This window comes from Streptomyces sp. NPDC057950 (genome assembly GCF_042887295.1).
In the GTDB taxonomy this organism is placed as follows: domain Bacteria; phylum Actinomycetota; class Actinomycetes; order Streptomycetales; family Streptomycetaceae; genus Streptomyces; species Streptomyces kaempferi.
The window spans coordinates 677,059-703,808 of sequence record NZ_JBHVPP010000001.1 but is presented as its reverse complement, the minus strand read 5'-3'; the positions used below and the strand labels follow the sequence as shown (position 1 = coordinate 703,808).

The 26,750-nt window shown below is 73.3% G+C and carries 22 protein-coding genes and 1 pseudogene; 11 read left to right on the top strand and 12 right to left on the bottom strand.

Annotated elements, in window-relative coordinates; genetic code table 11:
• Positions 1-103: 103 nt before the first annotated feature.
• A complete protein-coding gene (locus tag ACFVTC_RS03140; protein WP_390123335.1) occupies positions 104-997 on the bottom strand; it encodes a universal stress protein in 894 nt (297 codons plus the stop codon).
• Positions 998-1,229: 232 nt separating this feature from the next.
• On the opposite strand from ACFVTC_RS03140, the gene ACFVTC_RS03135 reads away from it, so the two are divergent.
• Complete coding sequence (locus ACFVTC_RS03135; RefSeq protein ID WP_390123333.1) at positions 1,230-1,811, top strand: hypothetical protein; 582 nt, start codon at positions 1,230-1,232, stop codon at positions 1,809-1,811.
• A 166-nt stretch (positions 1,812-1,977) separates the two neighbouring features.
• Entirely contained in the window at positions 1,978-2,943 is a 966-nt protein-coding gene (locus ACFVTC_RS03130) for an acetylxylan esterase (protein WP_390123331.1), read from the top strand.
• Between the two features lie 118 nt (positions 2,944-3,061).
• Here ACFVTC_RS03130 and ACFVTC_RS03125 read toward each other — a convergent pair whose 3' ends face one another.
• Positions 3,062-4,111 carry a phosphatidylinositol-specific phospholipase C domain-containing protein gene (locus ACFVTC_RS03125; RefSeq protein ID WP_390123329.1) on the bottom strand — a complete coding sequence of 350 codons (1,050 nt, stop codon included), beginning with the start codon at positions 4,109-4,111 and terminating at the stop codon, positions 3,062-3,064.
• A gap of 221 nt (positions 4,112-4,332) precedes the next feature.
• On the opposite strand from ACFVTC_RS03125, the gene ACFVTC_RS03120 reads away from it, so the two are divergent.
• A complete protein-coding gene (locus ACFVTC_RS03120; protein WP_390123327.1) occupies positions 4,333-5,499 on the top strand; it encodes a serine hydrolase domain-containing protein in 1,167 nt (388 codons plus the stop codon).
• 144 nt (positions 5,500-5,643) lie between these two features.
• Complete coding sequence (locus tag ACFVTC_RS03115; protein ID WP_390123325.1) at positions 5,644-6,414, top strand: GntR family transcriptional regulator; 771 nt, start codon at positions 5,644-5,646, stop codon at positions 6,412-6,414.
• A gap of 148 nt (positions 6,415-6,562) precedes the next feature.
• Here the strand turns inward: ACFVTC_RS03115 and ACFVTC_RS03110 are convergent, their stop codons facing one another.
• Both ACFVTC_RS03110 and ACFVTC_RS03105 read right to left on the bottom strand, forming a co-directional pair.
• Positions 6,563-7,258, bottom strand: a complete 696-nt coding sequence (locus tag ACFVTC_RS03110) for a DUF2993 domain-containing protein (RefSeq protein WP_390123323.1) — start codon at positions 7,256-7,258, stop codon at positions 6,563-6,565.
• Entirely contained in the window at positions 7,255-9,498 is a 2,244-nt protein-coding gene (locus tag ACFVTC_RS03105; protein WP_390123321.1) for an MMPL family transporter, read from the bottom strand. The genes ACFVTC_RS03110 and ACFVTC_RS03105 overlap by 4 nt, the downstream gene beginning before the upstream one ends.
• 312 nt (positions 9,499-9,810) lie before the next feature.
• Here ACFVTC_RS03105 and ACFVTC_RS03100 point away from each other — a divergent pair, with 312 nt between their 5' ends.
• Both ACFVTC_RS03100 and ACFVTC_RS03095 read left to right on the top strand, forming a co-directional pair.
• Positions 9,811-10,497 carry a response regulator transcription factor gene (locus ACFVTC_RS03100; RefSeq protein WP_390123318.1) on the top strand — a complete coding sequence of 229 codons (687 nt, stop codon included), beginning with the start codon at positions 9,811-9,813 and terminating at the stop codon, positions 10,495-10,497.
• Positions 10,494-11,894, top strand: a complete 1,401-nt coding sequence (locus ACFVTC_RS03095; protein WP_390123316.1) for a sensor histidine kinase — start codon at positions 10,494-10,496, stop codon at positions 11,892-11,894. Before ACFVTC_RS03100 ends, ACFVTC_RS03095 begins: the two co-directional genes overlap by 4 nt.
• Before the next feature lie 62 nt (positions 11,895-11,956).
• Here ACFVTC_RS03095 and ACFVTC_RS03090 read toward each other — a convergent pair whose 3' ends face one another.
• Together ACFVTC_RS03090 and ACFVTC_RS03085 are read right to left on the bottom strand one after the other, a co-directional pair.
• Entirely contained in the window at positions 11,957-12,877 is a 921-nt protein-coding gene (locus tag ACFVTC_RS03090; RefSeq protein WP_390123314.1) for an NADP-dependent oxidoreductase, read from the bottom strand.
• 103 nt (positions 12,878-12,980) lie between these two features.
• A complete protein-coding gene (locus tag ACFVTC_RS03085; protein WP_390123760.1) occupies positions 12,981-13,619 on the bottom strand; it encodes an HD domain-containing protein in 639 nt (212 codons plus the stop codon).
• A gap of 139 nt (positions 13,620-13,758) precedes the next feature.
• Between ACFVTC_RS03085 and ACFVTC_RS03080 the strand changes: the two genes are divergently transcribed.
• Together ACFVTC_RS03080 and ACFVTC_RS03075 are read left to right on the top strand one after the other, a co-directional pair.
• A complete protein-coding gene (locus ACFVTC_RS03080) occupies positions 13,759-14,724 on the top strand; it encodes a GlxA family transcriptional regulator (protein WP_390123312.1) in 966 nt (321 codons plus the stop codon).
• A gap of 198 nt (positions 14,725-14,922) precedes the next feature.
• Positions 14,923-16,512, top strand: a complete 1,590-nt coding sequence (locus ACFVTC_RS03075; protein WP_390123310.1) for an alpha-amylase family glycosyl hydrolase — start codon at positions 14,923-14,925, stop codon at positions 16,510-16,512.
• A gap of 70 nt (positions 16,513-16,582) precedes the next feature.
• On the opposite strand, the gene ACFVTC_RS03070 is transcribed toward ACFVTC_RS03075, so the two are convergent.
• The 4 genes from ACFVTC_RS03070 to ACFVTC_RS03055 all read right to left on the bottom strand — a co-directional run bounded on the left by ACFVTC_RS03070 (position 16,583) and on the right by ACFVTC_RS03055 (position 20,331).
• The gene (locus ACFVTC_RS03070; protein WP_390123309.1) at positions 16,583-17,848 is read right to left on the bottom strand and encodes an RNA polymerase sigma factor; all 1,266 of its coding nucleotides are present in this window, start codon (positions 17,846-17,848) and stop codon (positions 16,583-16,585) included.
• Positions 17,845-18,186 carry a YciI family protein gene (locus tag ACFVTC_RS03065; RefSeq protein ID WP_390123307.1) on the bottom strand — a complete coding sequence of 114 codons (342 nt, stop codon included), beginning with the start codon at positions 18,184-18,186 and terminating at the stop codon, positions 17,845-17,847. Before ACFVTC_RS03065 ends, ACFVTC_RS03070 begins: the two co-directional genes overlap by 4 nt.
• Positions 18,183-18,932, bottom strand: a complete 750-nt coding sequence (locus ACFVTC_RS03060) for a nuclear transport factor 2 family protein (protein WP_390123305.1) — start codon at positions 18,930-18,932, stop codon at positions 18,183-18,185. The genes ACFVTC_RS03065 and ACFVTC_RS03060 overlap by 4 nt, the downstream gene beginning before the upstream one ends.
• Before the next feature lie 145 nt (positions 18,933-19,077).
• Positions 19,078-20,331: a cytochrome P450 gene (locus tag ACFVTC_RS03055; RefSeq protein WP_390123303.1), complete on the bottom strand. Its 1,254-nt coding sequence runs from the start codon at positions 20,329-20,331 to the stop codon at positions 19,078-19,080.
• A gap of 256 nt (positions 20,332-20,587) precedes the next feature.
• Between ACFVTC_RS03055 and ACFVTC_RS03050 the strand changes: the two genes are divergently transcribed.
• The 3 genes and pseudogenes from ACFVTC_RS03050 to ACFVTC_RS03040 all read left to right on the top strand — a co-directional run.
• Positions 20,588-21,457: a class I SAM-dependent methyltransferase gene (locus tag ACFVTC_RS03050; RefSeq protein WP_390123301.1), complete on the top strand. Its 870-nt coding sequence runs from the start codon at positions 20,588-20,590 to the stop codon at positions 21,455-21,457.
• A gap of 289 nt (positions 21,458-21,746) precedes the next feature.
• Positions 21,747-22,889 (top strand): transcription termination factor Rho, encoded by a 1,143-nt coding sequence (rho, locus tag ACFVTC_RS03045; protein ID WP_390123299.1) that lies wholly within the window; start codon positions 21,747-21,749, stop codon positions 22,887-22,889.
• Positions 22,890-22,989: 100 nt separating this feature from the next.
• Positions 22,990-23,889 (top strand): annotated as a pseudogene (locus ACFVTC_RS03040) (D-alanyl-D-alanine carboxypeptidase family protein); the annotation flags it as partial.
• Positions 23,890-23,900: 11 nt separating this feature from the next.
• Here ACFVTC_RS03040 and ACFVTC_RS03035 read toward each other — a convergent pair.
• Both ACFVTC_RS03035 and mptB read right to left on the bottom strand, forming a co-directional pair.
• Positions 23,901-25,289, bottom strand: a complete 1,389-nt coding sequence (locus tag ACFVTC_RS03035) for a glycosyltransferase 87 family protein (RefSeq protein ID WP_390123297.1) — start codon at positions 25,287-25,289, stop codon at positions 23,901-23,903.
• Positions 25,286-26,695 (bottom strand): polyprenol phosphomannose-dependent alpha 1,6 mannosyltransferase MptB, encoded by a 1,410-nt coding sequence (mptB, locus tag ACFVTC_RS03030; protein ID WP_390123295.1) that lies wholly within the window; start codon positions 26,693-26,695, stop codon positions 25,286-25,288. Before mptB ends, ACFVTC_RS03035 begins: the two co-directional genes overlap by 4 nt.
• Positions 26,696-26,750: the final 55 nt, after the last annotated feature.

Here is a 26,750-nt window from a genome sequence, read left to right as displayed (position 1 = left end):
GTCGCCCAGCAGGTCCGGGCGCCTCCAGTGGTCCGGGCGCATCGGGGGTCCGGGCGCCCCGCGTGCCGCGGTCCGGACACCGGTCCGACGCCCGGGTCCTCCGTCAGCCGTGCGGAACCACGGCCACCGCGCACGGGGCGTGCCGGATCAACGCGCGCACGGAGCGGCCCGGGCCGGTACCCGCCTCGCGCCCCACGACCAGCAGGCCGGCCCGCGCGGACGCCCTCAGGAGGTGCGGTCCGGGGTGCCCTTGGACGACGTGCTCGCGGACCGTCGTCCCGGGGAACCTGCGGCGCCACGGCTGGAGGGTGCCGGCCAGCGTTCCGCCCTCGCCGTCCCCGCGCCGGGCCGTGTCCCCGGACCGGGGCCCACGGGCCGCGCGGGCGTACGGTTCGGACCGCGTCCAGGCGTGCACCACGTGCAGCGGCGCCGAACGGAAGGCGGCCGTGTCGAAGGCGTAGCGGATCAGGTCGTCGGCCGGCCGGTCCACGTCGAGTCCCAGCACCACCGGCAGGTAGGGGGCGGAGTCGGGCGGTGAACCGTCGGTGACGGGCGTCCGTTCGTCCTCGGGGAGTTCACCCGCGCGTACCACCACGACCGGGCGTGCGGCACGGGCCGCTACGGCGAGGGCGACCGAGCCGACTTCGAAGCCCGCGAACCCGGTGGAGCCGCGTGAGCCGACGACCAGGGTCTCCGTGTCCGCCGCGGCGGCCAGCAGGGCCTGCACGGCGGGTGTCCCGGTGCGCCGGGCGATGATGTCCAACGCCGGGTGCGCGTAGGACAGTTGGATGGCCGCCCGGTCGAGTGCGGTGCGGGTGCGCCCCGCGGGGACGTCGACGTCCGGGACCCGGCCGGAGACCGCCGGCCCGGTCCCCGCGTGCAGCAACCGCAGGGGGAGCCGGCGGCGGCGTGCCTCCCTGGCGGCCCAGTCGGCGGCGTCGAGGCTGGTCGACGAGCCGTCGATGCCGACGGTGATGGAGCGCGCGCCGGTACTCATCGCCTCCTCCCCTGCCGCGGGCCGGAATCGGTGGCGCGCCACTGGGCGTCGAGTGCTGCTGGACGGGAATGCGTCATGGTGGCTCCTGTTTCGCCGCACGAAGTGGTTCGCGGGTTCCACAGGGGGTGCGGATCATTCGTACGGCGGCAGAATCACCGTACGGATTCTCCGTGGACGCTCGCGGTGTACGCGGTGCGCCGTGGAAAGGGTGGAGCGGGGCAGGGAGGTGACGATGCGTACGCGGGTACGCGGCTGGCGCTGGCGCCGCAGTCCGTTGCGCCGCCGTTGTGACGTCTTGGAGGCGTGGGCGCTGCTGGCCGTCGTCGTGCTGCTGGTCGTCGGCGCGCCGCTGGCCGGGGTGGCCGTGGGACGGCGGGTGTACGACGACGCGCGGGCGCGGGCCGCCACGCAGCGGGCCGAGCGGCACCCGGTGACCGCCCTGGTCGTCGAGGACGCGCCCCCCGCCGTGCCCTCACCGACCGGACGGCAGCCCTCGTACCCGGTGAGGGTGCGCTGGACCGCGCCGGGCGGGGACTCGCGCACCGGCCTGGCCCAGGTCCCCGCGGGAGCCCTGCGGGGTGAGCACACCCGTATCTGGCTGGACTCCGGCGGCCGCCGGGTCGGCCCACCGGTGAACGCGTCCGCGGTCTGGCAACACACACTGATGGCGGGCCTGTTCACCACCGGGGCCGCCGTGGCCGTCGTCATCGGCGTCCACTTCGCGGGACGGCGGGCCTCCGTACGCCGCCGCGTCGCCGAGTGGGAGCGGGACTGGGAACGCACCGGGCCGGAGTGGCGGCGCCACACGCCCTGACGTGCGCGGCCCCCTCCGGGCATGGGTGGTCGCACGCGGGGCAGGAAGGGCCGGTGGCCCGCGCCACCAGGGCGCGGGCGGACGCGGAACCAGGCATGGCGGCCCTCCGGCGGCCCACGTACGGTGTGATCATCCGCAGCCGCGACGTCTTCAAAGGTGGTCCTTCATGGCCCTGTTCGACCTCCCCCTCGACGAGCTCCGCGAGTACCGCAGCGCCTCGGCCGAGCCCGAGGACTTCGACGACTTCTGGGCCAGGACCCTCCAGGAGACGCGTGAACACGGCCTGGACGCCCGCTTCGAGCCCGTCGAGACCCGCCTCAGGACCGTCGAGGTGTACGACGTCACGTACGCCGGGTTCGGCGGGCACCCGGTCAAGGGCTGGCTCACCCTGCCGGCCGGGGCCGACGCGCCGCTGCCGGCGGTCGTCGAGTTCGTCGGGTACGGCGGCGGCCGCGGCCTCCCCCACACGCATCTGCTGTGGGCCTCGGCGGGCTTCGCGCACTTCGTGATGGACACACGGGGCCAGGGCAGCGCCTGGGGCGGCGGCGAGACCCCGGACCCGGTGGGCAGCGCGCCCGCATACCCCGGCTACATGACCCGCGGTATCGACGCTCCCGAGAACTACTACTACCGGCGGGTGTTCACCGACGGGGTGCGCGCGGTGGAGGCGGTCCGCTCGCACCCGCTGGTCGACCCGGCGCGCACCGCGGCCGTCGGCGCGAGCCAGGGGGGCGGCATCACGATCGCGGTGGGCGGTCTCGTCCCCGACCTGGCCGCGATCGCTCCCGATGTGCCGTTCCTGTGCGACTTCCCGCGCGCGACGACACTGACCGACCGCCATCCGTACCGGGAGATCGGCAGTTTCCTCAAGACCCACCGCGGCCGTGCCGACGACGTCCGGCGCACCCTCTCCTACTTCGACGGCGTGCACTTCGCGGCACGCGGCAGCGCCCCGGCCCTCTTCTCGGCAGGCATGGAGGACCAGACCTGCCCGCCCTCCACGGTCTTCGCCGCGTTCAACGCCTGGGCCCACGAGGAGAAGACGATCGAGGTCTACGACTTCAACGACCACGAGGGCGGGGGCCCCTACCAGGAGGCGGCCCAGCTCCAGTGGCTCCCCTCGTACCTCTAGCACTGCGAAGGTCCCGTCTGTCTCATGACGGCCGGCACGCCCTCCGGGCCGACGACGGGACCTTCGCGACACGCTCTGGTGCCGCGACACGCTCGGGTGCCGCGGCACCAGGCGGGGTTCAGCCGGCCGTTCCGCGCGGTACGACCGTCGCGAGCACGGCGGGCAGGGGGTACCAGTCCGCCGACACCACGCTGGCGTGCCGCGCGGCGAGGAGGGCGACGCGTTCCTGCGCCTGGGCCTGGGTGGGGTTGGTGCCGTCGATGGCGGGCGGCACGTTCTGGGCGTCGGTCATGACGACGAGGTAGTGGCGCTCGTCGTACCAGGCGGTGTCGATCGTGCCACCCGCGTAGGCGGCGGCGTCGCCGTCGTAGATCACGAACCAGGGGCGGATGGTCGGGTCGGTGTAGCGGGTGCGCGGGTCGCCCGCGGTCGCGCCGTGGACGGCGGGGAAGGCGGACGCCTCGCGCAGCCGGCCGGCGGCGGCGAGGTCGCGGAGGTGGGTGGCGTACTCGCGGTCCGTCCAGAGCGAGTCGAGGGGGTTGCTCTCCTCGACGGTGCCGGGGATGAGTTCGACGACGAACTTGCCCGCGAGCGCCGATCGTGCGGGCCAGCCGTCCGCCTGGACGGCCGAGTCGAGGTCGGGATGGGAGCCCGCGACGTCGGCGGGGCGCAGCAGCGCGTCGCCGAGTTTCGCCGTCAGCAGGGCGTCCAACTGGGTGGGACCGCGGCCGATGTTGGCCGCGAAGCCGTCCTTCATCTCGATCTTCAGCTGGATCGGCCGGTGCCCCGGGTGCGCGTCGTGCCACGTCCGGATGTCGGAGAGGCAGCCGGCGAGATCGCGGTTGACGGACTTGGTGCGCAGATCGGAGGCGTTCGCCGCGTTCTCGCAGTTGTTGTCGTTGCCGATCGGGTTGCTGTGCGAGACGCGCCAGGAGGCCCCGAACACGTTGGTCCACACGTCGAGTTCCAGCATCCCGGCGCCGGAGTCCAGCGCGTCGGCGAAGTAGGGGTACTTCGCCTTGTCGTAGGAGTTGTGGACACCCACCGAGGTGCTGGAGGAGTACGAGAGGTCCGCGGCGCTCGCCCCGGGGGACGTGGTCAGGGCGATGGCTCCCGCCGTCGCCACCGCGATCCCCGTACGTGTCAGCACCCTCACATGTCTGCGCATGTTCCCCCTGCCTCTCCCGCATCGGTGGTCAACCGACGTGCAGCGTAGGGGTGTTGGGTGACATCCGGAAGAGCCCGTGATGACGGGAGGGCGGACACCGCACCACGCGGCGGGCGGTGCGCCGCGGCCCGGCGGCGGACGGATGCGGTGCGGCCACTTCCACCCGGTCCGACCAGTCGGTATGTTCGGGCCCGGTGTCCCTACGGATGACGGAGGTCTCCATGTCCCAGCCCGCGCCCGATGTCCGGGGCCACTGCGACGCACGCTTCACGGCGGTTCGCACGGCGTTCGAGGAGAACTTCCGGGACCGTGGCGAACTGGGCGCGGCGGTGACCGTCGTTCTGGGCGGCGAGACGGTGGTGGATCTGTGGGGCGGCTGGGCCGACGCGGGAGGCACCCGCCCCTGGGAGCGCGAGACGCTCGTCAACGTGTGGTCGACGTCGAAGGGTCCGACCGCCCTGTGCGCGCACATCCTGGCCGATCGCGGGCTGCTCGACCTCGACGCGCCGGTGGCCGCGTACTGGCCGGAGTTCGCGGCGGCGGGCAAGGAGGCCGTTCTCGTACGGCATCTGCTGTCGCACCGGGCGGGGCTGGCGGGGTTGCGCGAGCCGCACACGTTCGAGCAGCTCTGCGACTGGGAGCTGACCGTCGGCCGGCTCGCGGCCCAGGAGCCCTGGTGGGAGCCGGGGACGCGGTCCGGCTATCACGCGCTCACATTCGGCCATCTGGTCGGCGAGGTGGTGCGGCGGGTGTCCGGGCTGCTGCCGGGAGCGTTCCTGGAGCGGGAGGTGACCGGCCCGCTCGGGATCGACTTCACCGTCGGACTGCCCGAGAAGGAGGTCGGGCGAGTGGCCGAGCTGGTGCATCCGCCGGCCGCGTCGAGCAGTGAACAGGCGGCGGTCTTCGCCCAGTTGGCGCCCGCGGCAGTGGCCGCGCTGACCAATCCGCTGGTCGGCGCCGCCGAGGCCAACACCGCGCGCTGGCGGGCGGCCGAGGTCCCGGCCGCGAACGGCCACGGCACGGCTCGGGCGATCGCCGCGCTGTACGGGATCTTCGCCGGGCGCGGGTCGCACGGCTCCCGGCGGGTGCTCTCCCCTCAGGCCGCGGAGCGGGTGCGTGAGGGGCAGGGAAGCTGCCGGGACCTGGTCCTGGGGGCCGGGTTCGAGCACGAGACGCAGGCCGGGCTCGGCCTGTGGCTGAGCGGGGCCAACGCCTCGTACGGACCCAACCCGAGGGCTTTCGGACATGACGGGTTCGGCGGCTCCTGCGGTCTCGCCGACCCCGAGGCGGCGCTCTCCCTGGGGTACGTCATGAACCGCATGGGGCCGCACATCGCCGACGACCCAAGGAAGATGGCGCTCGTGGACGCCCTCTACGGCGCCCTGTGAGCACGCCGGCACCGCCAGGAGCGCGCGGTCTGAAATCGGCCGAACCTCCTGGCCGCCCTTCCCTCGTGGTTTAGACCAATGCTAGATCTGGTCGCGCAATGAGCCCGCACGGCTACGCCTAGTCACCACGCAGGAGGCGCGGACATGGCCCGCACCAGCCACCCGTCCGACATCCGTCCGTCCGACCCGCCCGCGCAGGACATCCACCCCTCCGGCCAGGAGACCCGGTACTCGCGGATCGCCACCCAGCTCCTCGGCGAACTGCGCGACGGCACCGTTCCGCCCGGCGAACGCCTCCCGGGTGAAAGGGAGTTGGCGACCAGGTTCGGGGTCAGCCGGGAGACCGTACGCCAGGCGCTACAGCAGTTGCGGCTGGCCGGGCTGGTCTCCACCGACCGGCGCGGCAGCCACGCGACACTCCCCGGCAGTCACGCCGAGCACATCCCGTCGCTGGACTTCCCGGTCGGCGCGCACACCCGGGAACCGTGCGGCGTCCGGCACGCGCGGGTGACCTGGGAGGCGCCTTCGCCCGAGCACGCCCTGGCCCTGGGGCTCGCGCCGCGCCGCCCGACCCTCGTGCACCGCTACGAGTCGGCCGCGGCGGACGGCAGCGGGCTGCGTACGGCCGTCACCTCCTTCTCCGCGGTCGCGGTGACGGAGGTGGAGGAACTCGCCCGCTACCGCGACCGCGCGGACGGCACCGCCTCGGCGCAACTGCGGCGGGCCTACGACTGGATGCGGCGGGCCGGGCTGACCCTGCATCACCGGGACGCGATCACCCGGCTCCCCCAGTCCGTACTGGTGACCCGGCGCGTGCACGACCAGTACGACCGGCCCCTGGAGATCACCGACCTCGTCGTGGAGGCGCAACAGGACGCGCTCGTCTACGAGTTCACGCTGCCGGCGGCCGGCTGACCCAGCCCGGTGCCAACGGGTCACGCGCCGGGTGCCCCTGGCGGCCGGACAGCAGCGCCCCGGGCCGTACGGGCCGTACGGGGTGGCCGGCTCGGCGTCGCGTGCCGGTCGGCCACCCCGTTCGGGGCCGGCCTTGCCGGGCGGTCGCTCAGCCGGCGCTCGCCGTGGCGGGCCCGTCCGTCTTCAGGCGGACGTGGATACCGTCCGCCTCGACCCGCGCCGAGGTGGCGCGCAGCCCCAGCGGATACTCCTCGGGGTCGGCCCGCTGTGCGACCGCGTCGCGGATCCGTCGCGCCATGGCGTCGGGGGCGGGCCTGCCCATGATCTCGACCGAGGTCACCGTCATCCCGACACGTCCGCCCACGGTCCCGGGCCGGACGGTCACGCTTCCCAGGCCACCCTGCCCGATCAGCAGCGTCAGCGTGTCCCGGTCGGGGTCGGTGCGCACTCCGGTGACCGGCAGGCCGCCGGAGTCCCCCGCCAGGCCGGCGACGGTACTCGACGGGACCAGCACCGTCACCCGCGCCGAAGTGACCTCGGCGCGATCGCCACCGCCGCCGGTCAGCCGTACGCCCTCCAGCCGGGCGTGGAACGAGGCGTCGGGAATCCGGCCGATCCGCGCGTGCGCTCCGTCCACCTCGACGAACGGCAGTCTTCTGTCGGCGAGTTGGAGGAGCGCGGGCCGGGACGAGAGCCCGATCTCGAGGTCTCCGTCCGGTACCCGGGACGCCATCGCGGAACGGATGCGGTGCTGAAGCTCGGCGCGGGCGACCAGTTCACCGCCCGCCGGAAGGGCGACCAGTACGCCCACGCAGGCCAGGGCGGTCAGGGTGCGGCGCCTCATGCGGTCGTCCCCGTCCCACGGACCGCGGCGGATTCCCGCTGCCGGACCACAGCCGTCCCCTCGGGGTCCAGGCGCGGCAGGATCCGGTCCAGCGGACCCGGGAGCCACCAATTGGCCCTGCCGAACAGGTACATGGTGGCCGGGACGAGCAGCAGCCGAACGATCGTGGCGTCGATGACCACGCTCACACCGAGCCCGAGCGCCATCATCTTGATCACCACGTTGGTGGAGAGCAGGAAGGCCAGGAACACGCTGGTCATGACGATCGCCGCGCAGCTGATGACCCGCGCGGTGGCGGCCAGTCCGCCGGCCACGCTCGCGTCGTTGTCACCGGTCTCGAGCCATACCTCACGGATGCGCGAGAGCAGGAAGATCTCGTAGTCCATCGAGAGCCCGAAGACGATGGCGAACATCATCATCGGGACGAACGACTCGACGGGCACGGGCTCGGTCACCCCGAACAGGGCACCGCCCCAGCCCCATTGGAAGACGGCGACCACCACACCGTAGGCCGCGCCGATCGACAGCAGGTTGAGCACGGCGGCCTTGAGGGCCACGAGGAGACTGCGGAAGACGCAGAGCAGCAGGACGAAGGCCGCGGCGACGACCACCCCCACGACCCACGGCAGCCGCTCCACCAGGGTGTCGCGGAAAGCGATCTGGACGGCGGTGGTGCCGGTGACGTATGCCTGCGCCCCGGTCCCGTCGAGTGCCCGCGGCAGCACCTGGTCCTCCAGCCGGTGCACCAGGGCGGTGGTGGACGCGTCCTCCGGTCCCCGGCGCGGCACGACCGTGGCGGTGAGCAGGCCGCCGTCCGAAGTGGCGACCGGTCCGGTGACGGTGACGACGCCGGGGGTGCCGAAGAGCGCGGCGCGCACGCCGGCCGTGACCGCGTCCCGGTCCGCGCCGGTGCCGTCCAGTGCGACGACCACCGTGAGCGGGCCGTTGGTGCCCGCGCCGAAGCCGTCCGAGATCACGTCGTAGGCCCGGCGCTCGGTGTAGTCGGTCGGGCTCGCGCCCGCGTCGATGTGACCGAGCCGCATGGAGGCGACGGGAAGCGCGAGAACCCCGAGGACCAGCAGGCCCGCGACGAGGAACAACCAGGGCCTGCGCCCGACGGTCGCGGCCCAGCGGCGCCAGGTGTCGTCGTCGCCCTCGGACTCGGCCACCGGCCGGCGCACGCTCCAGCGGTCGACGCGCGCGCCCGTCAGACCGAGCAGCGCCGGTGTGAGGGTGAGCGAGGCGAGCGCGGCGACCAGCACGGTGATCCCGGCGGCGGCCCCCAGGCTGCCGATGAACGAGACACCCGAGGCGTACAGACCGGCGAGCGCCATGGCGACCGTCGCCGCCGCGACCAGGACGGCCCGCCCGCTGGTGGCGAGGGCGCGCCCGGCCGCCTCCTGTGGGCCGGCCCCGGACGCGAGCAGTCCGCGGTGGCGCGTGGTGAGGAACAGTGCGTAGTCGAGGCCGACGCCCAGTCCCATCATCGTGGCGAGGGTGGGCGCGGTGGCGCCGAAGGTGACGGCCGCGGCCACGAGTCCGAGGACGGCCACCCCGCCCGCGAGTCCGGCGACCGCGGTGACCAGGGGCAGGCCCGCCGCCGCGACACTGCCGAAGCCGAACAGCAGCACGACCACGGCGGTCACCAGGCCGATCGCCTCCGACAGTCCGTCGGCGGCCTTGGGCCGGGCCAGCTGGCCGAGGGGCCCGCCGTAGTCCACGCTCACGTGATCGGCGCGCAGGCCGGCGACGGCCCGGTCGACCCCGTCCAGGTACGAACGGTCGAAGGTCGCGGGGTTGTCGGCGAAGCGGACCGTGGCGTAGCCGCGCGTGCCGTCCGCGGAGACCGCGCCCGGCGTGGTCAGCGGACCGGCGACGGTGAGCACCTCGGGCAGCCGGCCGAGCCCCGCCATCGCGGCGTCGAGGGAGGTCCGGTGGGCGGCGAGCCCGTCGTCCGCGGTCACGACGATCTGCGCGCCGACGCCCTTCAGATCGCTGCCGTGTTCCTCCAGCAGATCGGCGCCCCGCTGCGCGGTCGTGCCCGGCAGCGAGAACTCGTCCTCGTAGGTGCCGCCCCAGGCCCGGTCGGCGGCGAAGGCGGCGACCAGGACGAGCAGCCAGGCGACGATCACCCGGCGGGCGTGACGGGCGCACCACCGGCCCAGGCGGTGCAGCGCGCCGGACGGCGTGGCCCGGGGCGGGCCGGGAGGTGCGGTGTCGGGAGGTGCGGAGGCAGTCATGACGGGATCATGGAAGCCACAGGTGAGCGGTGGATCAGCGGAATGTTCGAGGAATGTCAGGGCGCGCGGCCGCGGGCCCGCGTACCGGGGCCGCCGGGCTAGCATCGAATTCCCGTACGACCCCTCGCACGGCGAGTCCCATACGGCCCGACAGTCGTACCGCCAGTCCTGCACAGCCCCACCGTCGAACCGCCATCCCGTACGGCCCCAACGGTCGTACCGCCAGTCCCGTACGCCCCCGCGTACGGCCCCGTACGCATCCCCCCGCACTGGTTCCCACGGATCCCGGTGCGCGGGGACGAGGAGCACCGCATGCCGGACAGCAAGGGCCTCGTGCTGATCGTCGAGGACGAGCGGCACATCGCCGACCTCCAGAGGCTCTATCTGACCCGCGAGGGCTTCGGTGTGCACGTCGAGACGGACGGCCGGGCGGGACTGGCGGCGGCGCGCCGACTGCGTCCCGTGGCGATCGTCCTCGACATCGCGCTGCCGGGGCTGGACGGGATCGAGGTGTGCCGCAGGCTGCGCGAGGACGGCGACTGGACGCCGGTGCTGCTGGTCACGGCTCGCGACGACGAAGCCGACCGCGTGCTCGGTCTGGAACTCGGCGCGGACGACTACGTCACCAAACCCTTCTCGCCCCGGGAACTGGTCGCCCGGGTCAAGACGGTGCTGCGTCGCGCTGCCGGACCACCCGAGGCCGCGGCCCGGCGCGTGGGCCGGGTCGCGGTCGACCCCGTGCGCCGCACGGCCGAGGCCGACGGGCGGCCCGTGGAACTGACGGCCACCGAGTTCGACCTGCTCGCCCATCTGCTGCGCCACCCCGGCCGGGTCTTCCCCCGCGAGCAGCTGCTCGCGCAGGTGTGGGGGCAGGCCGACTACCGGGGCAGCCGGACCGTGGATGTCCATGTCGCGCAACTGCGCGCGAAGCTCGGTGACGCCAGCCCGATCCGGACCGTGCGGGGCGTCGGCTACAGCGCGGCGGATCCGGCGCGGTGAGGGTTCCCCGGTACGGCGGCGGCCGGCTGTGGCGGCGGCCGGGTCCGATCACCCGCGGCATCACCCTGGTCACGACGGCGGTCGCGATGGTCGCCGTGGTGCTCACGGGCGTCACCGCCTGGTATCTCGTCCGGACCGGCGCGGAGGCCCAGCAGCGCGACCAGCTGGGCCGCCAGGCGGAGGTGCTGAGCCGGACACCCGCCCTCTCGGAGCTCCTGCTCGACCGTGAACAGCGGCTCGCGGGCTCCAACGGACAGCAGGTCGCGGTCGTCGTCCCCGGCGGGGACACGGTGGGACCGGCGACCGCGGCCGTGGACGACCGGACCCGGACGAGGCTGCTCGACGGCGAGGCGGTGTCCACGGAGGCGTCCCTGAACGGCACGCACGTCCTGGTCGAGGGGCGTCCCACGCCCGGGGGCGGTGCCGTCGTGCTGACCCAGCCGTACGTCGTCGTCCACGACAGTGTGGCCCGGATGCGCAGGGCGCTGCCGCTCCCGCTCGCGGTCGGTCTGGTGGGCGGCGGCCTCGCCGGGCTGCTGCTGGCCCGGCGTCTGTCGCGGCCGCTCACCGCGGCCGCGACCACGGCCCGGCGGCTGGCCGAGGGCGAGCGCGGGCTGCGTGCCGCGCCGGGCGGACCCCGCGAACTGACGGACCTCACCGGTGCGTTGAACGTCCTCGACGAGGCGCTGGCGCACAGTGAGAACCGGCAGCGGGAGTTCCTGCTCTCCGTCTCGCACGAGCTGCGCACCCCGCTCACCGCGACCCTGGGCTACGCGGAGGCGCTCGCCGACGGTGTGGTCGGGCCCGAGGAGCTCCCCATGGTGGGCGAGACCCTGCTCAGCGAGACCCGGCGGCTCGAACGCTTCGTGCAGGACCTGCTCGACCTCGCCCATCTGGAGACCGACGACTTCCGTGTCGAGACCCGGCCGGTGGATCTGGACGCGCTGGTCGGGAAAGCCGGCACGGTCTGGGCGGATCGCTGCGCGCGGCACGGTGTGGTCTTCCGGGTCGAGCGGCCCGGCCGTGCCCTGACCGTGGAGACGGACGGCGTACGGGTACGCCAGATGATCGACGGCCTCGCGGAGAACGCGCTGCGGGTGACCCCGGCGGGCGCGCCCCTGGTGCTGGCCCTCGCCCCGGACGGCGACGGTGCCCGGCTCCAGGTCCGCGACGGCGGTCCCGGGCTGACACCCGAGGACGCCGCGGTCGCCTTCGAACGCGGCACCCTGCACGCCCGCTACCAGGGCCTCCGGCCGGTCGGAACCGGCCTCGGCCTGGCCATCGTGCACCGGCTCGCCCAGCGTCTGGGCGGTTCGGTGACGGCACAGGGGCACGGCCCTGAGGGCGGCGCGTGTTTCACCGTACGGGTGCCGGGGCGGCCGCGGGCGACGGGCTGACCCACTGACCGCCTCCGGCTTCCGCACCCCTGCCGAGGCTCGCGTGTGTTCCTCGGCCGTCCTCAGTCCTCGGTGACCCGGATGACGCTCCGGCCGGAGACGCGCCTCCCGGGGGCGAAGACGGCGGCTGCCTCGGTCAGTGGCCGCACCTCGCCGATCCGTACGTCGAGTCTTCCGTCGCGGAGCCGCTGGGCGAGGTCCGTGAGACGCGCGCGGTCGGGTTCCACGACGAAGAAGATCGCCCGCCCGTCCTCGGGCCGGACGGAAGGAGGCTGGGTGATCGTGACGAGTGTGCCGCCGCCGCGAACGAGTGCGGCCGAGCGGTCGAGGATGTCACCGCCGATCACGTCGAACACCATGTCGACCTGGTCGGCGTCCTCCAGCCGGTCGGTCTCCAGGTCCAGGAACGCGTGCGCGCCCAGCGCGAGGACGGTCTCCCGGTCGGCGGACCGGCCGGTGCCGATCACGCGGGCTCCCGCCTCGCGTGCGAGCTGCACCGCGAGCGAACCGACGCCGCCTGCGGCGCCGTGGATCAGGACGCTCTGGCCGGTCGTGACGCGCCCGTGGTCGAACAGCCCCTGCCAGGCGGTCAGTCCCGAGATCGGCAGCACGGCCGCCGACGTGTGGTCGACGTCGGCGGGCAGCGGGGCGAGGTTGCGGGCCTCGACGGCGACGTACTCGGCCAGCGAGCCGTCGCGGGTCCAGTCGGTCAGTCCGTAGACCCGCTGGCCGACGGTGAGACCGGTGGTTCCGTATCCGAGCTCCGCCACGACGCCCGAGACCTCGTGTCCGGGCACGCTCGGAGTGCGGTCGCGGCCGGCGCGATCGGACCAGGTCGCGGGCCAGTCGAGCTCTCCGCGGGTGAATCCCGCGGCGTGCACCCGCACGATGACGTCGTTCTCGGCGGCGTGGGGGTGGGGCAGGTCGGTCAGGGTCAGGCCACTGGTGGCCGCGTCGCGGTCTCGGACGACGATGGCTTTCATCAGCGTTCCTCTCTCGTTTCGGTGCGGGCCGGGCAGGCTGAGCGCGGCGTGACTGAGGACGCGGCGGCGGAGAAGACCATCGGCCTGCTCACCTTCTTCGAATTCAATTCGACCAGGGCGCGTCCATGATGCGCTCGACCATGGTCGTGCGCCGGAAACCCGGTACGAAGTGTTCCAGCACGTCCGAGTTGACCGTCCCGTATGTGGTGTCGGGACGGTTCCTGAGCCCGTCGACGAATGCCTGCAGGAATTCCGTCTTGAATTCTCCGCGCGGGTGGGCGGCGACGATCTCCTCCACCTGGCCGCCGTCCAGTCCGTCCAGCCCCCAGCCCACCACGTCGGTGAGAACGCCGTAGTTCATGGCCGCCGTCTCCGGGCCCATCCGGCCGGGAATCCCCGGCGTCGTGTGGAGCGCGATCGTCGTCCAGACGACCTCGGCGGCACCGGCGGGGAACCCGCGGTCGAGCAGGAACTTGCGCGCGTGGTCGGCGCCGTCGAGTTCGAAGCGCTGCTCCTCGCCCGAGAACGGGGTCGCAAGGCCGGTGTCGTGGAACATGGCGGAGATGTAGAGCAGTTCCGGATCGGGCCGGAGGCCGAGCCTTTGAGCGTGAAGGCTGCCGAAGAGGAAAACACGCCGAGAGTGATGGAAGATGAGCGGTCCCGTCGTCTCCCTGAGGAAATCGGTGGCTTCCGCGACTGCCGCGGTCTCGGGAATTTCCACCTCTGCGATGCTGTCGTTCATGATGTCCACGCTTTCCGATGCGGTGTGTGACGAGTGACCGGTTCTTCTTCCGCTGTCCACGATGCCGACCACCTGACCGGGGCCGCCGCATCGGTACGGCCATGAACCACTTGAATCCAGACACCGGAGGAACGGGACCGTGCCCCTCGCCCCGCACCGCGTAGTGATCCTCGTCTACGACGGGGTCAAACTGCTGGATGTCGCCGGCCCCGCCGAAGTATTCGCGGAAGCAAATAGACTGGGTGCCGACTACCGCGTCGCCCTGGTGTCGACGAACGGTGCCGACGTCGCCTCGTCGATCGGCATACGGGTCGCCGTCGACGGCGACCCCACCTCCGAGCCTGCCCCCGACACGTTCGTGGTGCCAGGCGGGGACATCTATCCGAGGACGCCCGTGACACGCGATCTGGTCGAGGCCGCGGGGGCTCTGGCGGTCCGTTCCGCCCGGGTGGCGTCCGTCTGCTCGGGAGCGTTCGTCCTCGGTGCCGCGGGCCTCCTGGACGGCAAGCGTGCGACCACCCACTGGAAGGTCGCGGGGGAACTCGCCGCCCGGTGTCCGAAGACCCGCGTAGAACCCGACTCCATCTACGTTCGCGACGGCACCACGTACACCTCGGCGGGTGTCAGCGCCGGCATCGATCTGGCGCTGGCGCTCCTCGAGGAGGACCACGGACCCGACCTGAGCCGGGACGTCGCCCGCGCCCTGGTGGTCTATCTGCAACGAGCCGGTGGCCAGTCACAGTTCTCCGCGCCCCTTCAGGGCCCCCCGCCCCGTTCCCCGGCCCTGCGCAGCGTTGTCGACCTGGTGAGGGGTGATCCCGGCGGGAACCACTCCCTCGATGAACTCGCCAGACACCTCAACCTCAGTTCGCGCCATCTGACGCGGCTGTTCCGGGAGGAGATGTCCACGACACCGGCCCGGTACGTCGAGTCGATCCGGTTCGACATCGCGAAGGCTCTGCTCGACCAGGGCCACACCGCGACGCGGGCGGCGGCTCTGGCCGGATTCCCCGGTTACGAGAGTCTCCGGCGGGTCTTCGCCCGGGAGTTGTCCATCAGCCCCGCGGCCTACCAGCGTCGCTTCGGCACCGCCCGCCGCGCATAGAACCCCACGAGGCGATCCCTCCGGGCCGGCGGCACCAGGGTCGCGCCCGCTGGTCCAGGTGCGGACCGCGTTCCGGCACCCGGTGAGTTGGCGGGAGGACGAGGGCGTGCGGGCGAGGGCGAGGGCGAGGAACGACGGTCGAACAGCAGGCAGCTCAGGGGCAGCGCGTGCTCGGTGCGCCGGTCTAAGGTCCCTTCCATGACTTCGTTCCGTCCCGCCCCCGGCTGGCTGGCCGACGCCGTCTTCTACCAGATCTACCCGCAGTCCTTCGCCGACTCGAACGGCGACGGCATCGGTGACTTCCACGGGATCACCGAACGCCTCGACCACCTCGCGTGGCTGGGCGTCAACACCGTGTGGCTCAACCCCTGCTTCGTGTCGCCGTTCCGCGACGCCGGGTACGACGTCTCCGACTACCTGGCCGTGGCCCCTCGCCACGGCTCCGCCGACGACCTCGCCGAGCTGGTGGACCAGGCGGGCCGGCGCGGCATCCGGGTCCTGCTGGACCTGGTCGCCGGGCACACCTCCGACGAGCACCCGTGGTTCACGGCCGCCGCCGACGACCCTGCCGACGACCGCTACATCTGGGCGCCCGAGGGCCGCCCGGACGGCTTCGTCCCCTCCCCCGGCACACGGCCGGGCGCGTATCTGCCCAACTTCTTCGCCTTCCAGCCCGCCCTCAACTTCGGCTACGCGCGCGGGAATCCCGCGGAGCCATGGCGTGGCCCGGTGGACGCCGAGGGCCCGCGCGCCAACCGGGCGGCCCTGCGCACGATCATGGACCACTGGCTGGGCCTCGGCCTGTCCGGCTTCCGCGTCGACATGGCCGCGTCGCTCGTCAAGGACGACCCCGGGAGACGTGAGACGGCAGCGGTCTGGGGCGAGTTGCGCCACTGGCTGGACGACGCGCATCCGGACGCGGTGCTGCTCTCGGAGTGGGGCGAGCCGGAGGTGTCCGTTCCCGCGGGCTTCCACGCCGACTTCTTCCTGCAGTTCGGCGGCGACACCGACGGGCTCGCGCTGCGGTCGCTGTGGAGCAACGGCACGGGGACGGTCAACGATGCCTGGGACCCGCTCGACTGCTTCTTCGACCCGAGCGGCCTGGGCTCGCCCGAGCCCTTCGTCGAGGCCTGGCGCCGGGCCTCCGGCACGCTCGGCGCGAGCGGCTTCATCTCCCTGCCCACCGCCAACCACGACTTCTCCCGCCTCAACTGCGGTCCCCGCACGGCGGAACAGCTGCCGGTCGCCTTCGCCTTCCAGCTCACCTGGCCGACACTCCCGGCGATCTACTACGGCGACGAGATCGGTATGCGCTACGTCCCCGATCTGCCCGACAAGGAGGGCAGCGTGCTCGGCCCGCGCTACAACCGCGCGGGTTCGCGCACCCCGATGCAGTGGGACGACGGCCCCAACGCCGGCTTCTCCACCGCTCCGGCGGACCGCCTCTACCTCCCCCTCGACCCGTCACCGACCCGACCCACCGTCGCCGCGCAGCGCACCGACGAGAAATCGCTCCTGCACCTCGTACGCCGCCTCATCGCCCTGCGCTCCGCCGCGCCGGAACTCGGCCCGGACGGCTCCGTGGAGGTGCTGCACGCCGGATACCCGTTCGTCCACGTGCGCGGCGGCCGCTATCTCGTCGTCCTCAATCCCGCCCGGAACAGGGTCGGTTGCACGGTCGACGGCGTCCGCGGCGCCCGGCCGCTGGAGAGCGCCGGTGTCCGCCTGAACGGCTCCTCCGTCACCGCCGACGGTTTCGCGTACGGGATCTTCGAACTCGACGGGTGAGCCGTAGGCGCCCCGGCCGGGCCCCGGTCGCGAGGGGACCCGGTCGGGGCGGAGCGCCGTCGAACCCGCGCTACCCGGATCGGCACTCCGCGAGGCGCCTCTCCAGAAAACGCCGCTCGGCCGCGTTCTCGACCAGTTCCAGCGCCTTGGCGTACGCCTCGGCCGCCTCCGCCGTACGCCCCGTCCTGCGCAGCAGGTCCGCCCGGGTGGCGGCCAGCAGGTGGTAACCCTCCAGCTCGCCCGTCCGCTCCAGTTCCGCCACCAGCGCCAGCCCCGCCGCCGGGTCCTCGGCCATGCCCACCGCCACCGCGCGGTTGAGCCGCACCACCGCGGAGGGCACGAGACGCGCCAGCTCCCCGTACAGCGCGGCGATGTCGGCCCAGTCCGTCTCCGCGGCCGTCACGGCGGTGGTGTGGCAGGCGGCGATGGCGGCCTGGATCTGGTACGGCCCCGGGCGCCCACGGCGCAGGGCGGTCTCCAGCAGGGCGGCGCCCTCGTCGATCGCGGCCCGGTCCCACGCCGTACGGTCCTGGTCCTCCAGCGTCACCAGTTCACCTGCCGCGTCCACCCGGGTGGCCCGGCGGGAGTCGTGCAGCAGCAACAGGGCCAGCAGGCCGAGCACTTCGGGTTCGTCGGGCATGAGCAGGGCCAGCACACGGGCGAGACGGACCGCCTCCGCGCACAGGCCCGCGCGCACCAGATCCGCTCCGGACGTGGCGGCGTACCCCTCGTTGAAGAGCAGGTAGACCACGCCCAGGACGCCGGTGGTGCGCTCGGGCAGCAGATGCGCGGGCGGCACGCGGTACGGGATCCCGGCGTTGCGGATCTTCCGCTTGGCCCGCACCAGCCGCTGTGCCATCGTCGCCTCGGGGACGAGGAAGGCGCGGGCGATCTCCGGCGTGGTCAGCCCGGCCAGCGTCCGGAGGGTGAGCGCCACCCGGGCCTCGATGGCCAGCGCGGGATGACAGCAGGTGAAGATCAGCCGCAGCCGGTCGTCCACCACGCCGCCGTCGTCTTCGTGTTCCGGATCGTACGGTCCCTCGTGCCGCGCCAGCACCGCCACCTCCCGCAGTTTCTCCGCGCCCACCGCCTCCCGGCGCAGCACGTCCAGGGCGCGATGGCGCGCGGTCGTGGTCAGCCAGGCTCCGGGGCGGCGCGGGACCCCGTCGCGCCGCCACCGGTCCAGGGCCTGGGCGAAGGCGTCCTGCGCGCACTCCTCGGCGAGGTCCCAGTCGCCGGTCACCCGGATCAGGGTGGCGACGACCTGGCCCCATTCCTCGCGGAAGGCCGAGGCGACCGCGCCCTCGACGTCCCCCGCTCCCGGATTCCCGTTCACTCCCAGACCGGCCGCACCTCCACCGATCCGCCGGCCAGCGCCGCCGGGTGCCGGGACGCGAGCGCGATGGCCTCGTCGAGGTCGGCCACTTCGATGATGTCGATGCCCGCGACGTACTCCTTCGACTCCATGAACGGCCCGTCGCTGAGCAGGACCTCGTCGCCCTGGACACGGACGGTCGTGGCGTCGGTGGACGGGCGCAGCCGCGCACCGCCCTTGACCAGGTCGCGGCTGCGCACCTCCTCGATGTAGGAGGTGAAGCGCGGGTCGTCGGCGATCTCCTCGGGGCTCAGCTCCGCACCGCCGACAGGGGTGCAGATGAACAGGACGTACTTCATGACCGGCCCTCCTCGTTCCGTGTGACGGCGGTTGCGTCGCCCTGGACCGACACGTGCTGGTGGACGATCTGCCAGCGGTCGCCGGCCAGCCGGTAGCCGGTGGTCACCCGCTCCGTGGTGTCCAGTTCCCCGCCGTCGGCGAGCGCGGCGCGCGTCCGTACGAGCGCGTGGCCGAACGCGATGCTCTCGTCGACCCGGATCCGGAGGTCGAGCACCTCGCGCTCGACCGGTCCGGTCACCGCGGAGAACCAGAGCTCCACCACCTTGCGCAGGGCTCCGACCCCGCTCTGTTCCGCACCGCTGACGGCATGGAAGACCTCGACGTCCGGCGCGTAGCAGGCCATCGCCCGGTCGATGTCGTGGTCGCGGACGGCGGCGGTCACTTCCGCGTCGAGCCGGCGGATCTTCCCCTCGGCGTCCTCGTCCTCCCAGAACGCGCGGACCTCCATGGCGCCGACGGACGCGACGGGGTGCTTCGCGGCCGCCTCGACGGCCTCCTCCAGGGTGGCGCACTCCAGGATGTCGTACCCGGCGACGTACTCCTTCGTCTCCGCGAACGGTCCGTCGGTGCGCAGCACCTCGCCGTCGCGCACCCGTACGGTGACCGCGTCGGCGGGCAGACGCAGGCGGTGGCCGTGCAGCCGTACGCCCCGTTCGGCGCTCAGCTCCTCGACCCAGGGTTCGACGGGGGCCATGCCGGAGGCGTCGGCGGTGTCGTCACCGCAGACCAGCAGCATGTACTTCATGGTTCCTCCCGGTGCTCAAGAGCTTCCTACACCCCACCGACGAACGGCGGCGCGCCGAATCGACACGCCTCGCACATCTTTTACGGACGGCGGGCGGCACACGTCCCGCGGGAGGCGCCCGATCCGCGGCGGGAGGGGCGCCCGGTCAGCTCCGAGGGGCTCCGAGCCGCACCGGAAGCGCCCGCACGCTGTTGCCGACGAAGCTGGAGTGGCGGACGAGCCCGGCCTCGGGCAGGGCGGGTTCGAGATCGGGGAAGCGGGCGAACAGCCGCTCCAGCGCGATCGTCGCCTCCATGCGCGCGAGCGGGGCGCCCAGGCAGTAGTGGGCGCCGTGCCCGAGGGAGAGATGACGGACGGCGTCGGGCCGGCCCGGCCGGGTGACGTCGAAACGGGCGGCGTCCGGACCGTGCACCGCCGGGTCCCGTCCCGCCGCCGAGTACCCGGCGAGCACCGGGGTGCCCCGGGGGATCAAGGTGCCGTCGACCGTGAGGTCCCGGACCGGGTAGCGGAAGGGGAAATAGCTGACGGGCGCGTCCCAGCGCAGTGTCTCCTCGACCACGTCCGCCCAGCTCACCTCGCCCTCGACGACCATCCGCAGCTGATCCCGGTGGCCGCACAGCGCCCGTACGGCGTTGGTGAGGAGGTTGAGCGTGGTCTCGTGCCCGGCGATGATCATCAGCACCAGGGTGCCGATGAGTTCCTCCTGGCTGAGCCGGTCGCCGTCCTCGTCGCGGGCCGCGATCAGCGCGCTGGTGAGGTCGTCGCCCGGCCGTTCGCCCCGGGCGGCGGCCACGGCCGTCAGCACGGCCACCAGTTCGCGGTTGGCCGCGAGCGCCTTCTCGGGACCGATGTCCGTGGCGACCACCTGGTTCGACAGCCGGTGCAGCCGTTCGCGGTGCTCGGCGTCGACCCCGAGCAGTTCACCGATGACCCCCATCGGCAGCGGCATCGCGAAGTGCCGCCGCAGATCGGCCACACCGCCGTCCCGACCGGCAGCGCGGGCCAGGTCGTCCAGCAGTTCGGCCGTCAACTCCTCGATCCGGGGCCGCAGTTCCTCCACCCGGCGTGCGGTGAACGCCTTGCTCACCAGTGACCGCAGCCGCCGGTGGTCGTCGCCGTCCGCGGTCGTCATCCCCCGCACGGTGGCGAAGGTCGCGAGCGGCCAGCCCGGCGCGATCCGGCCCTCCCGCAGCGCGGTGAAGTGCGCGGCTCCCTTGGCGACTTCGGGGTGCGCGAGGAAGTCCCTCAAGGCCGCGTGGCCGAGCACCGCCATGCCGTCCACCTCGCCGGGCAGCACGACCGCCGCGACGGCGCCGCGCTCCAGGAGCCGCGCGTTGTCGGCGTGCGGGCAGCCGCCGGCCGGGTCCATGCGGTGCGGCGTGCGGGGCGAGGTGTCCACCGGTTCTCCTGACCACGACGGGCGGGACGGATGTCGTACGACGTGCGGTTCCGCGCAGATCGTACGGTCAACGAGGGGCGTCTGAGGGCCGGTTGGGTTACTTCTTCCGGCCGTCGAGCCGAGCTCGCCCGGGGTCCGGGCGGCTCCCGCCGGGCGGAGGGTATCCGGCGCGGGACTCGCCCTTCGCGCACGGCCGGTTCCGGCGACGCGGGCGTTCCTCCCACCGTCCGCCCTGCGCACACGGTTGGATGGAGTCATGACCGACGAGCCCATGGCCGACGAGCACACGCGGATGATGCGGGCCAACCAGGCCAACTGGGACGCGCGGACCCCCGTTCACCTCGCCAGCCGCTTCTACGGGCTGCACGAGAAGCTCGACCCGGCCCGCTGGTTCGCGGCCTTCGAGTGGGAGGACCTCGGCGAGCTGTCCGGCCGCGATGTGCTCCATCTCCAGTGCCACCTGGGCACCGAGACGATCGCCCTGGCCGAGCGGGGCGCACGCGCCGTGGGGCTCGACATCTCCGAGGCCTCCGTGACGGCCGCGGCCGGCATCGCCGCACGGGCGGGCGCGGACGTCACCTACGTACGGGCCAACGTGTACGACGCCGTCGAGGCCCTGGAGGGGCGACGGTTCGACGTGATCTACACCGGCAAGGGCGCCCTGTGCTACCTGCCCGACCTGGACCGCTGGGCGGCGGTGATCTCCCACCTGCTGCGCCCGGAGGGGCGGTTGTACATCGCCGAGTTTCACCCCCTGCTCAACTCGCTCGGTCCCAAACCTGCGCCGGGCGACGACGGCCGACTGCTGCTGCGCCACGACTACCTGGGCGGCCGCGAGGCCGTGCACCGGGACGCCACCTACACGTACACGGACGGACCCGCCGTGCGGGGTTCGACCGACAGCTACGAGTGGACGCACGGGCTGGGCGACGTCGTCAACGCGCTGATCGGAGCGGGGTTCGGCATCCGGCGCCTGCGGGAGAGCGACGAGTTGCCCTGGCCGCGCTGGCCGCAGATGACCCGTACACCGTCCGGCTGGTGGCGGCTGCCGGAGAGCGAGCCACGCGTCCCGCTGCTCTACGGCCTGCTCGCCGGACACCGCGCCGCGGACCGATGTACGCCCTAGCGCACTGAGGCACACCTCACAGTGACACCTGGCCGTCAGGTGGTACAGTGCGTACAGCACTTGTGTACGCCCCGTCCCGGGCGCCGGTGCCGATCCTCCTTCTTCTCGCTGACCCGCCCGTCGTGTCCGACCGGCCGTCAGCTTCCTCGTACCACCTTCCGAGCACGCCCAGGCGTGGCTCCTCAGGTGGTCCCCCGCCGTACGGAGGCGTGAGCACACCGCCTCCCCCCGGCACCTCCCCTCCGTTCCTCATGACCTCGTGAACCCGTCCTCGAAAGGACCCCCTCTCATGACCACCACACTCGAACACCCTCCCGTCCGGCAGCATCTCCCCGCCCGCGCCGCCGGTGTCCTCGACATCGCCCCCAACGGCCAGGGACACTTGCGCGGCACCGGCACCTGCCTGCCCGCGTCGGCCGACGTCCAGGTGCCCGCCGCGCTGATCCGCCGTCACGCCCTGCGCACCGGGGACACCGTCGAAGGCGTACGCGGCGGCCCCCGTGCCCTCACCGAGGTCGAACGGGTCAACGGCCGGGCACCACAGGAACTGCGGCGCCGCCCGCACTTCCGCGACCTCACCCCGCTGCACCCCCGCGAACGCCTCCGCCTGGAACACCCGGCGAGCGGTATGGCCGGGCGCGTCATGGACCTCGTCTCGCCCGTCGGGAAGGGCCAGCGCGGACTGATCGTCGCCCCGCCCAAGACCGGCAAGACGGTACTGCTCCAGCAGATCGCCGCCGCCGTCGCGGGCAACCACCCCGAATGCCGTCTGATGGTGGTCCTGCTCGACGAGCGGCCCGAAGAGGTGACCGACATGCGGCGCTCCGTCCGGGGCGAGGTCTACGCCTCGACCTTCGACCAAGCGCCGAAGCAGCACATCGCGCTCGCGGAACTCGTCGTCGAACGTGCCAAGCGGCTCGTCGAACAGGGCGAGGACGTCGTCATCCTGATGGACTCCCTCACCCGGCTGTGCCGGGCCCACAACAACGCGGCCGCCGCCGGTGGCCGCACCCTCAGCGGCGGCGTCGACGCGGCCGCGCTGCACGGCCCCAAGAAGCTCTTCGGCGCCGCGCGCCTCGCCGAGGAGGGCGGCTCGCTCACCATCCTGGCCACCGCCCTGGTCGAGACCGGCTCCCGCGCCGACGACTTCTTCTTCGAGGAGCTCAAGGGCACCGGCAACATGGAGCTGCGCCTCGACCGCCTGACCGCCTCCCGGCGGATCTTCCCGGCCGTCGACATCACCCCGTCCGGCACCCGCCGCGAGGAACTCCTGCTGGCCCCGAACGAGTTGTCGGCCGCGCGCGGGCTGCGACGCGCCCTGCAGACCCGGGACAGCCAGGCCGCCCTGGAGACCCTCCTGGAGCGGATGCGCGCCACCCCGGACAACGCGGCCTTCCTGCGCCAGGTCCAGCCCACCCTTCCCACGGCCTGACCCCCTCCCGGACGCGTCCGCGTGCGGCATCCGGGTGCTCGATCCGCTCGCTCGGGCCCGGCATCCCCGCGCAGAGCGACTCCGTTCCTACGTTTTCGGTATGACTATCGGATTCGCACCCTGGGCTGCTGTCTCTCGCGCCGCCGTCACCTGCTCCGTCGTCTGCGTGGTCGGCGCACTGGCCCTCGCCCCGCGCCCGGCCCTGGCCCACTCGGGCTCCGGCAAGAGTCCCGCCCCGGGTCTGTCGAGCCCCAAACCCTCCGGACCGCCGTCACTCCAGGAACCCGGAACCCGGGTACTGCCACGGGCGGGGGCGCCCACGGTCCCCGACGTCTCCGCGCTCTCGTGGCTGGTGGCCGACGCCCGGACCGGTGACGTGCTCGCGGCGCACAACGCGCACCGCCGACTCGCGCCCGCCAGCACCCTCAAGACCCTGTTCGCGCTGACCGTGCTCCCGGCGCTGCCCGGCACGGTCCGGCACACCGTCAAGGGGGCCGAGCTGCAGGGCATCGGGGAAGGCAGCAGCCTGGTGGGCGTCGCCGCGGGGCGCACCTACCGGGTCGCCGACCTGTGGCGCGGTGTCTTCCTCAACTCCGGCAGCGACGCCGTGCACGTGCTGGCCGCGATGAACGGCGGCTGGCAGAAGACCGCCGACCAGATGCAGGCCAAGGCCCGCGAGCTGGGCGCCCGCGACACCGACGTCGTCTCGCCCGACGGCTACGACACCCCCGGTCAGGTCTCGTCGGCGTACGACCTCGCCGTCTTCGGGCGGGCCGGACTGCTCAACCCGGAGTTCGCGCGGTACTGCTCCACCGCCCAGGCCACCTTCCCGGGCGCCGACTTCCCGTACCGGATCGAGAACACCAACCGGCTGCTGACCGGAGCCGACGGGGTGGAGCCGTACCCGGGCCTGCTCGGGGTCAAGAACGGCTACACCACCAAGGCGGGCAACACGCTCGTCGCGGCCGCGCGACAGGGCGGCCGCACCCTCGTGGTCACGGTGATGAACCCTCAGGCGGGCGGCGGGCTGACGGTGTACGAAGAGGCGCGGGCGCTGCTCGACTGGGGCTTCGCGTCCGCCGGGCACGTCGATCCCGTCGGGTCGATCCTCGAGGCTCGGACCCCCGCGCTGTCGAGGCCGGCCGTGCCCGCGCCTCCCACGCTCCCGGAGAACGACGGCGCCGACGTCGGCTGGCCGGAGACGGCCGGGATCATGGGCGCGGCCGGGCTCGGCGCGGGCGGAGTGGCCTTCGCCCTGCGCCTCAAGAACGGGCGGGCCGGCCGCGGCTGACCCACCGGCAGCCACAGCAGCAGGCCCAGCGTGATCCACGTGTAGGCGTTGCTGCCCAGGAATCCGTCGAGGCCGGAGGCGTCGTCGAACCACAGCCACACCACGCTGCTGCACAGGACCGCGTACAGCACGGCCGCGACCCGCGTACGGTGCCGGTGCAGCAGCACGGCGAAGGACGGCAGCAGCCAGACCAGGTGGTGCACCCAGGTGATCGGACTGACCAGGCAGGCGGCGAGCCCGGTGAGGGCGAACGCGCCCGTCCAGTCCTCGTCCGAGACAGCCCGCGAGGTCCGCCACGCCCAGACGCTCAGGGCCAGCAGGACCGCCGTCGCCCAGGCCGCCCGGCTCGGTTCGCCCGGTGCCGCGAGCCGGGCCAGGATGCCCTGGAGCGACTGGTTGGAGACGTAGTCGAGACGTCCGATGCGGCCGGTGTCCCACAGCGCCTCGGTCCAGTACACACGCGACGGGCCCGGCGCCACCCACGCCGCCAGGGCGGTGGCGCCCGCGGTGACGGCCGTCGCGACCCCGGCCGCCCGCCAGCGCCGCGCGAGCAGCAGCAGACCGATGAAGATCGCGGGGGTGAGCTTGACGGCCGCGGCCAGTCCGATGCCGACGCCCGCCCGGCGGCCCCGGCCGGTGGACAGCAGCCACGCGTCGCTGAGCACGAGGGCCAGCAGCAGCAGGTTCACCTGTCCGAAGCTGAAGGTGTCGCGGACGGGCTCGAACAGGGCGAGCGCACAGCCGGCGAGGGCGAAGCCGAACCAGCCGTGGCGGCGCAGCGCCGGCCCGACGAGGATCCACACCACGGCGGCCAGCGCCACGAGGTTGAGGAGCAGCGCGAGCGCGATCGCCGTGCGCTCTCCCACCAGTGCCATCGGCAGCATGGTGAGGGCCGCGAACGGCGGATAGGTGAAACCGTACGTCGTCCCCGGCAGCAGGTAGTCGTAGATGCCGCCGTCCCGATGGGTCCAGGCGTCGACGGTGCCGTAGTACACGCGCAGGTCGAACCAGTCGCGCAGCAGCGGCACGGTGGCGGTGAACACGGCCACGGCGGTGGCGAGTACGCAGACGACGAGCAGTCGCCGGCCGCCGGTCTCCGGCGCCCTCACGCGGTCCCTCCCAGCATCGGGGGCCGCGGGCCGGTCACAGCCGCCTGACGGGCCTGCCAGAGGACGACGAGGGCGAGCGCTCCGCCGGAGACGGCCAGGACCACCTGGCTGACGTCGGCGGGCGCTCCGCTCGGCAGCACGGCGAGCGCGAGCACTCCGCTGGCGGCCGCGACACGGTGGCGCACCGTACCGCTCGGTGCCGCCGCGGCGATGAGGAACAGGCCCCACAGGGCGTACCAGGGGCGGATCGCGGGGCCGAACACGGCGACCGCGCCCAGGCTGAGCCCCAGCGCGTAGATGGGGCCCGGCCGCAGGCGCAGCCAGATGAACAGAACAACGAGCACGGTCACGGCCAGACCGGTCGCGTGCCAGGCGGGCATGGCGAGTGGTGCGAGGCCGCTGCCGAGGTCCCCCAGCACGGCGGCGGTGCCCCGGCCGAGCAGGCTGGTGAGCGACCAGTTGTGCGGGGAGACCGGGGTCTTCAGGGCGGCTATCCAGCCGTATCCGGTCCCGGCGGCCGCGGTGGCCGCGACGGTGGTGGCGAGGGCGACGCCCGCGGTGATCAGGACGGTCCGCACCGCGCCGCGCCGCCCGCGCAGTGCCACGACCGCCAGCAGGCCGAGCACGGCGGGTGCCTTGACCAGGGCGGCGAGGGTGATGAGGACGACGCCCACGACGTGCCACCGGCCGCGTGCGGCGACCAGGCCGACCCCGAGCAGCCCGAGCATGATGGCGTCGTTGTGCGCGCCGGCCACCAGGTGCAGCAGGACGAGCGGGTTGAGCGCGCCGAGCCACAGCGCCGCGGCCGGATCGGCACCGCTGTGCCGGGCCAGCCGGGGCAGCGCCGCCGCCATCAGAGCGACACCGAGCAGGGCGACCAGGCGCATGCCGAGCAGTCCGGCCGGTATCTCGCCGCGGGTCAGGCCGGACAGCGCGGAGGCGACGGCGAGGAACACCGGACCGTACGGCGTGGTGGTCTGCTGCCACACCGGTGCCACCTCGTCGGCGAGCGGGCCGCCGAGTTGTGCGGGCCCGTGCGCGTAGACGTCGATGTGCGCGTCGACCATGGCGCCCTGGGCGAGATAGCTGTAGACGTCCCTGCTGAACAGCGGCGGGGCGAGCAGCAGCGGGGCCGCCCACGCGGCGAGCACCAGCAGCAGGGCGCGCGGGGTGGGCGGTTCGGGGCCGCGTACGACCGTGCCGAGCAGTGCCCACGCGGCGATCAGCAGGACGACGCCGAAATACACCCCGACCAGCCCGAGTACCGCACGGCTGGATCCGGGGGCGAGGAGGTCGCGCGCGGGCAGGGCGCCGGCCGTCTCACCGCCCAGGGCGAGGAAGGCGGTGCCGACCAGGCCCAGAGCCTGGCAGCGGCGGAGATCGACGGGGTAAGCCTTGGCCAACACTTGGAAAGCGTGTCAAGGGTGGGTGGCCGGAAAGCGACGTGATGCCCTCCGGGCG

Coding starts and splice junctions, on each gene's coding strand:
- ACFVTC_RS03140 (WP_390123335.1), bottom strand. CDS start 997: ATGAGTACCGGCGCGCGCTCCATCACCGTCGGCATCGACGGCTCGTCG.
- ACFVTC_RS03135 (WP_390123333.1), top strand. CDS start 1,230: ATGCGTACGCGGGTACGCGGCTGGCGCTGGCGCCGCAGTCCGTTGCGC.
- ACFVTC_RS03130 (WP_390123331.1), top strand. CDS start 1,978: ATGGCCCTGTTCGACCTCCCCCTCGACGAGCTCCGCGAGTACCGCAGC.
- ACFVTC_RS03125 (WP_390123329.1), bottom strand. CDS start 4,111: ATGCGCAGACATGTGAGGGTGCTGACACGTACGGGGATCGCGGTGGCG.
- ACFVTC_RS03120 (WP_390123327.1), top strand. CDS start 4,333: ATGTCCCAGCCCGCGCCCGATGTCCGGGGCCACTGCGACGCACGCTTC.
- ACFVTC_RS03115 (WP_390123325.1), top strand. CDS start 5,644: ATGGCCCGCACCAGCCACCCGTCCGACATCCGTCCGTCCGACCCGCCC.
- ACFVTC_RS03110 (WP_390123323.1), bottom strand. CDS start 7,258: ATGAGGCGCCGCACCCTGACCGCCCTGGCCTGCGTGGGCGTACTGGTC.
- ACFVTC_RS03105 (WP_390123321.1), bottom strand. CDS start 9,498: ATGACTGCCTCCGCACCTCCCGACACCGCACCTCCCGGCCCGCCCCGG.
- ACFVTC_RS03100 (WP_390123318.1), top strand. CDS start 9,811: ATGCCGGACAGCAAGGGCCTCGTGCTGATCGTCGAGGACGAGCGGCAC.
- ACFVTC_RS03090 (WP_390123314.1), bottom strand. CDS start 12,877: ATGAAAGCCATCGTCGTCCGAGACCGCGACGCGGCCACCAGTGGCCTG.
- ACFVTC_RS03085 (WP_390123760.1), bottom strand. CDS start 13,619: ATGAACGACAGCATCGCAGAGGTGGAAATTCCCGAGACCGCGGCAGTC.
- ACFVTC_RS03075 (WP_390123310.1), top strand. CDS start 14,923: ATGACTTCGTTCCGTCCCGCCCCCGGCTGGCTGGCCGACGCCGTCTTC.
- ACFVTC_RS03065 (WP_390123307.1), bottom strand. CDS start 18,186: ATGAAGTACGTCCTGTTCATCTGCACCCCTGTCGGCGGTGCGGAGCTG.
- ACFVTC_RS03060 (WP_390123305.1), bottom strand. CDS start 18,932: ATGAAGTACATGCTGCTGGTCTGCGGTGACGACACCGCCGACGCCTCC.
- ACFVTC_RS03050 (WP_390123301.1), top strand. CDS start 20,588: ATGACCGACGAGCCCATGGCCGACGAGCACACGCGGATGATGCGGGCC.
- rho (WP_390123299.1), top strand. CDS start 21,747: ATGACCACCACACTCGAACACCCTCCCGTCCGGCAGCATCTCCCCGCC.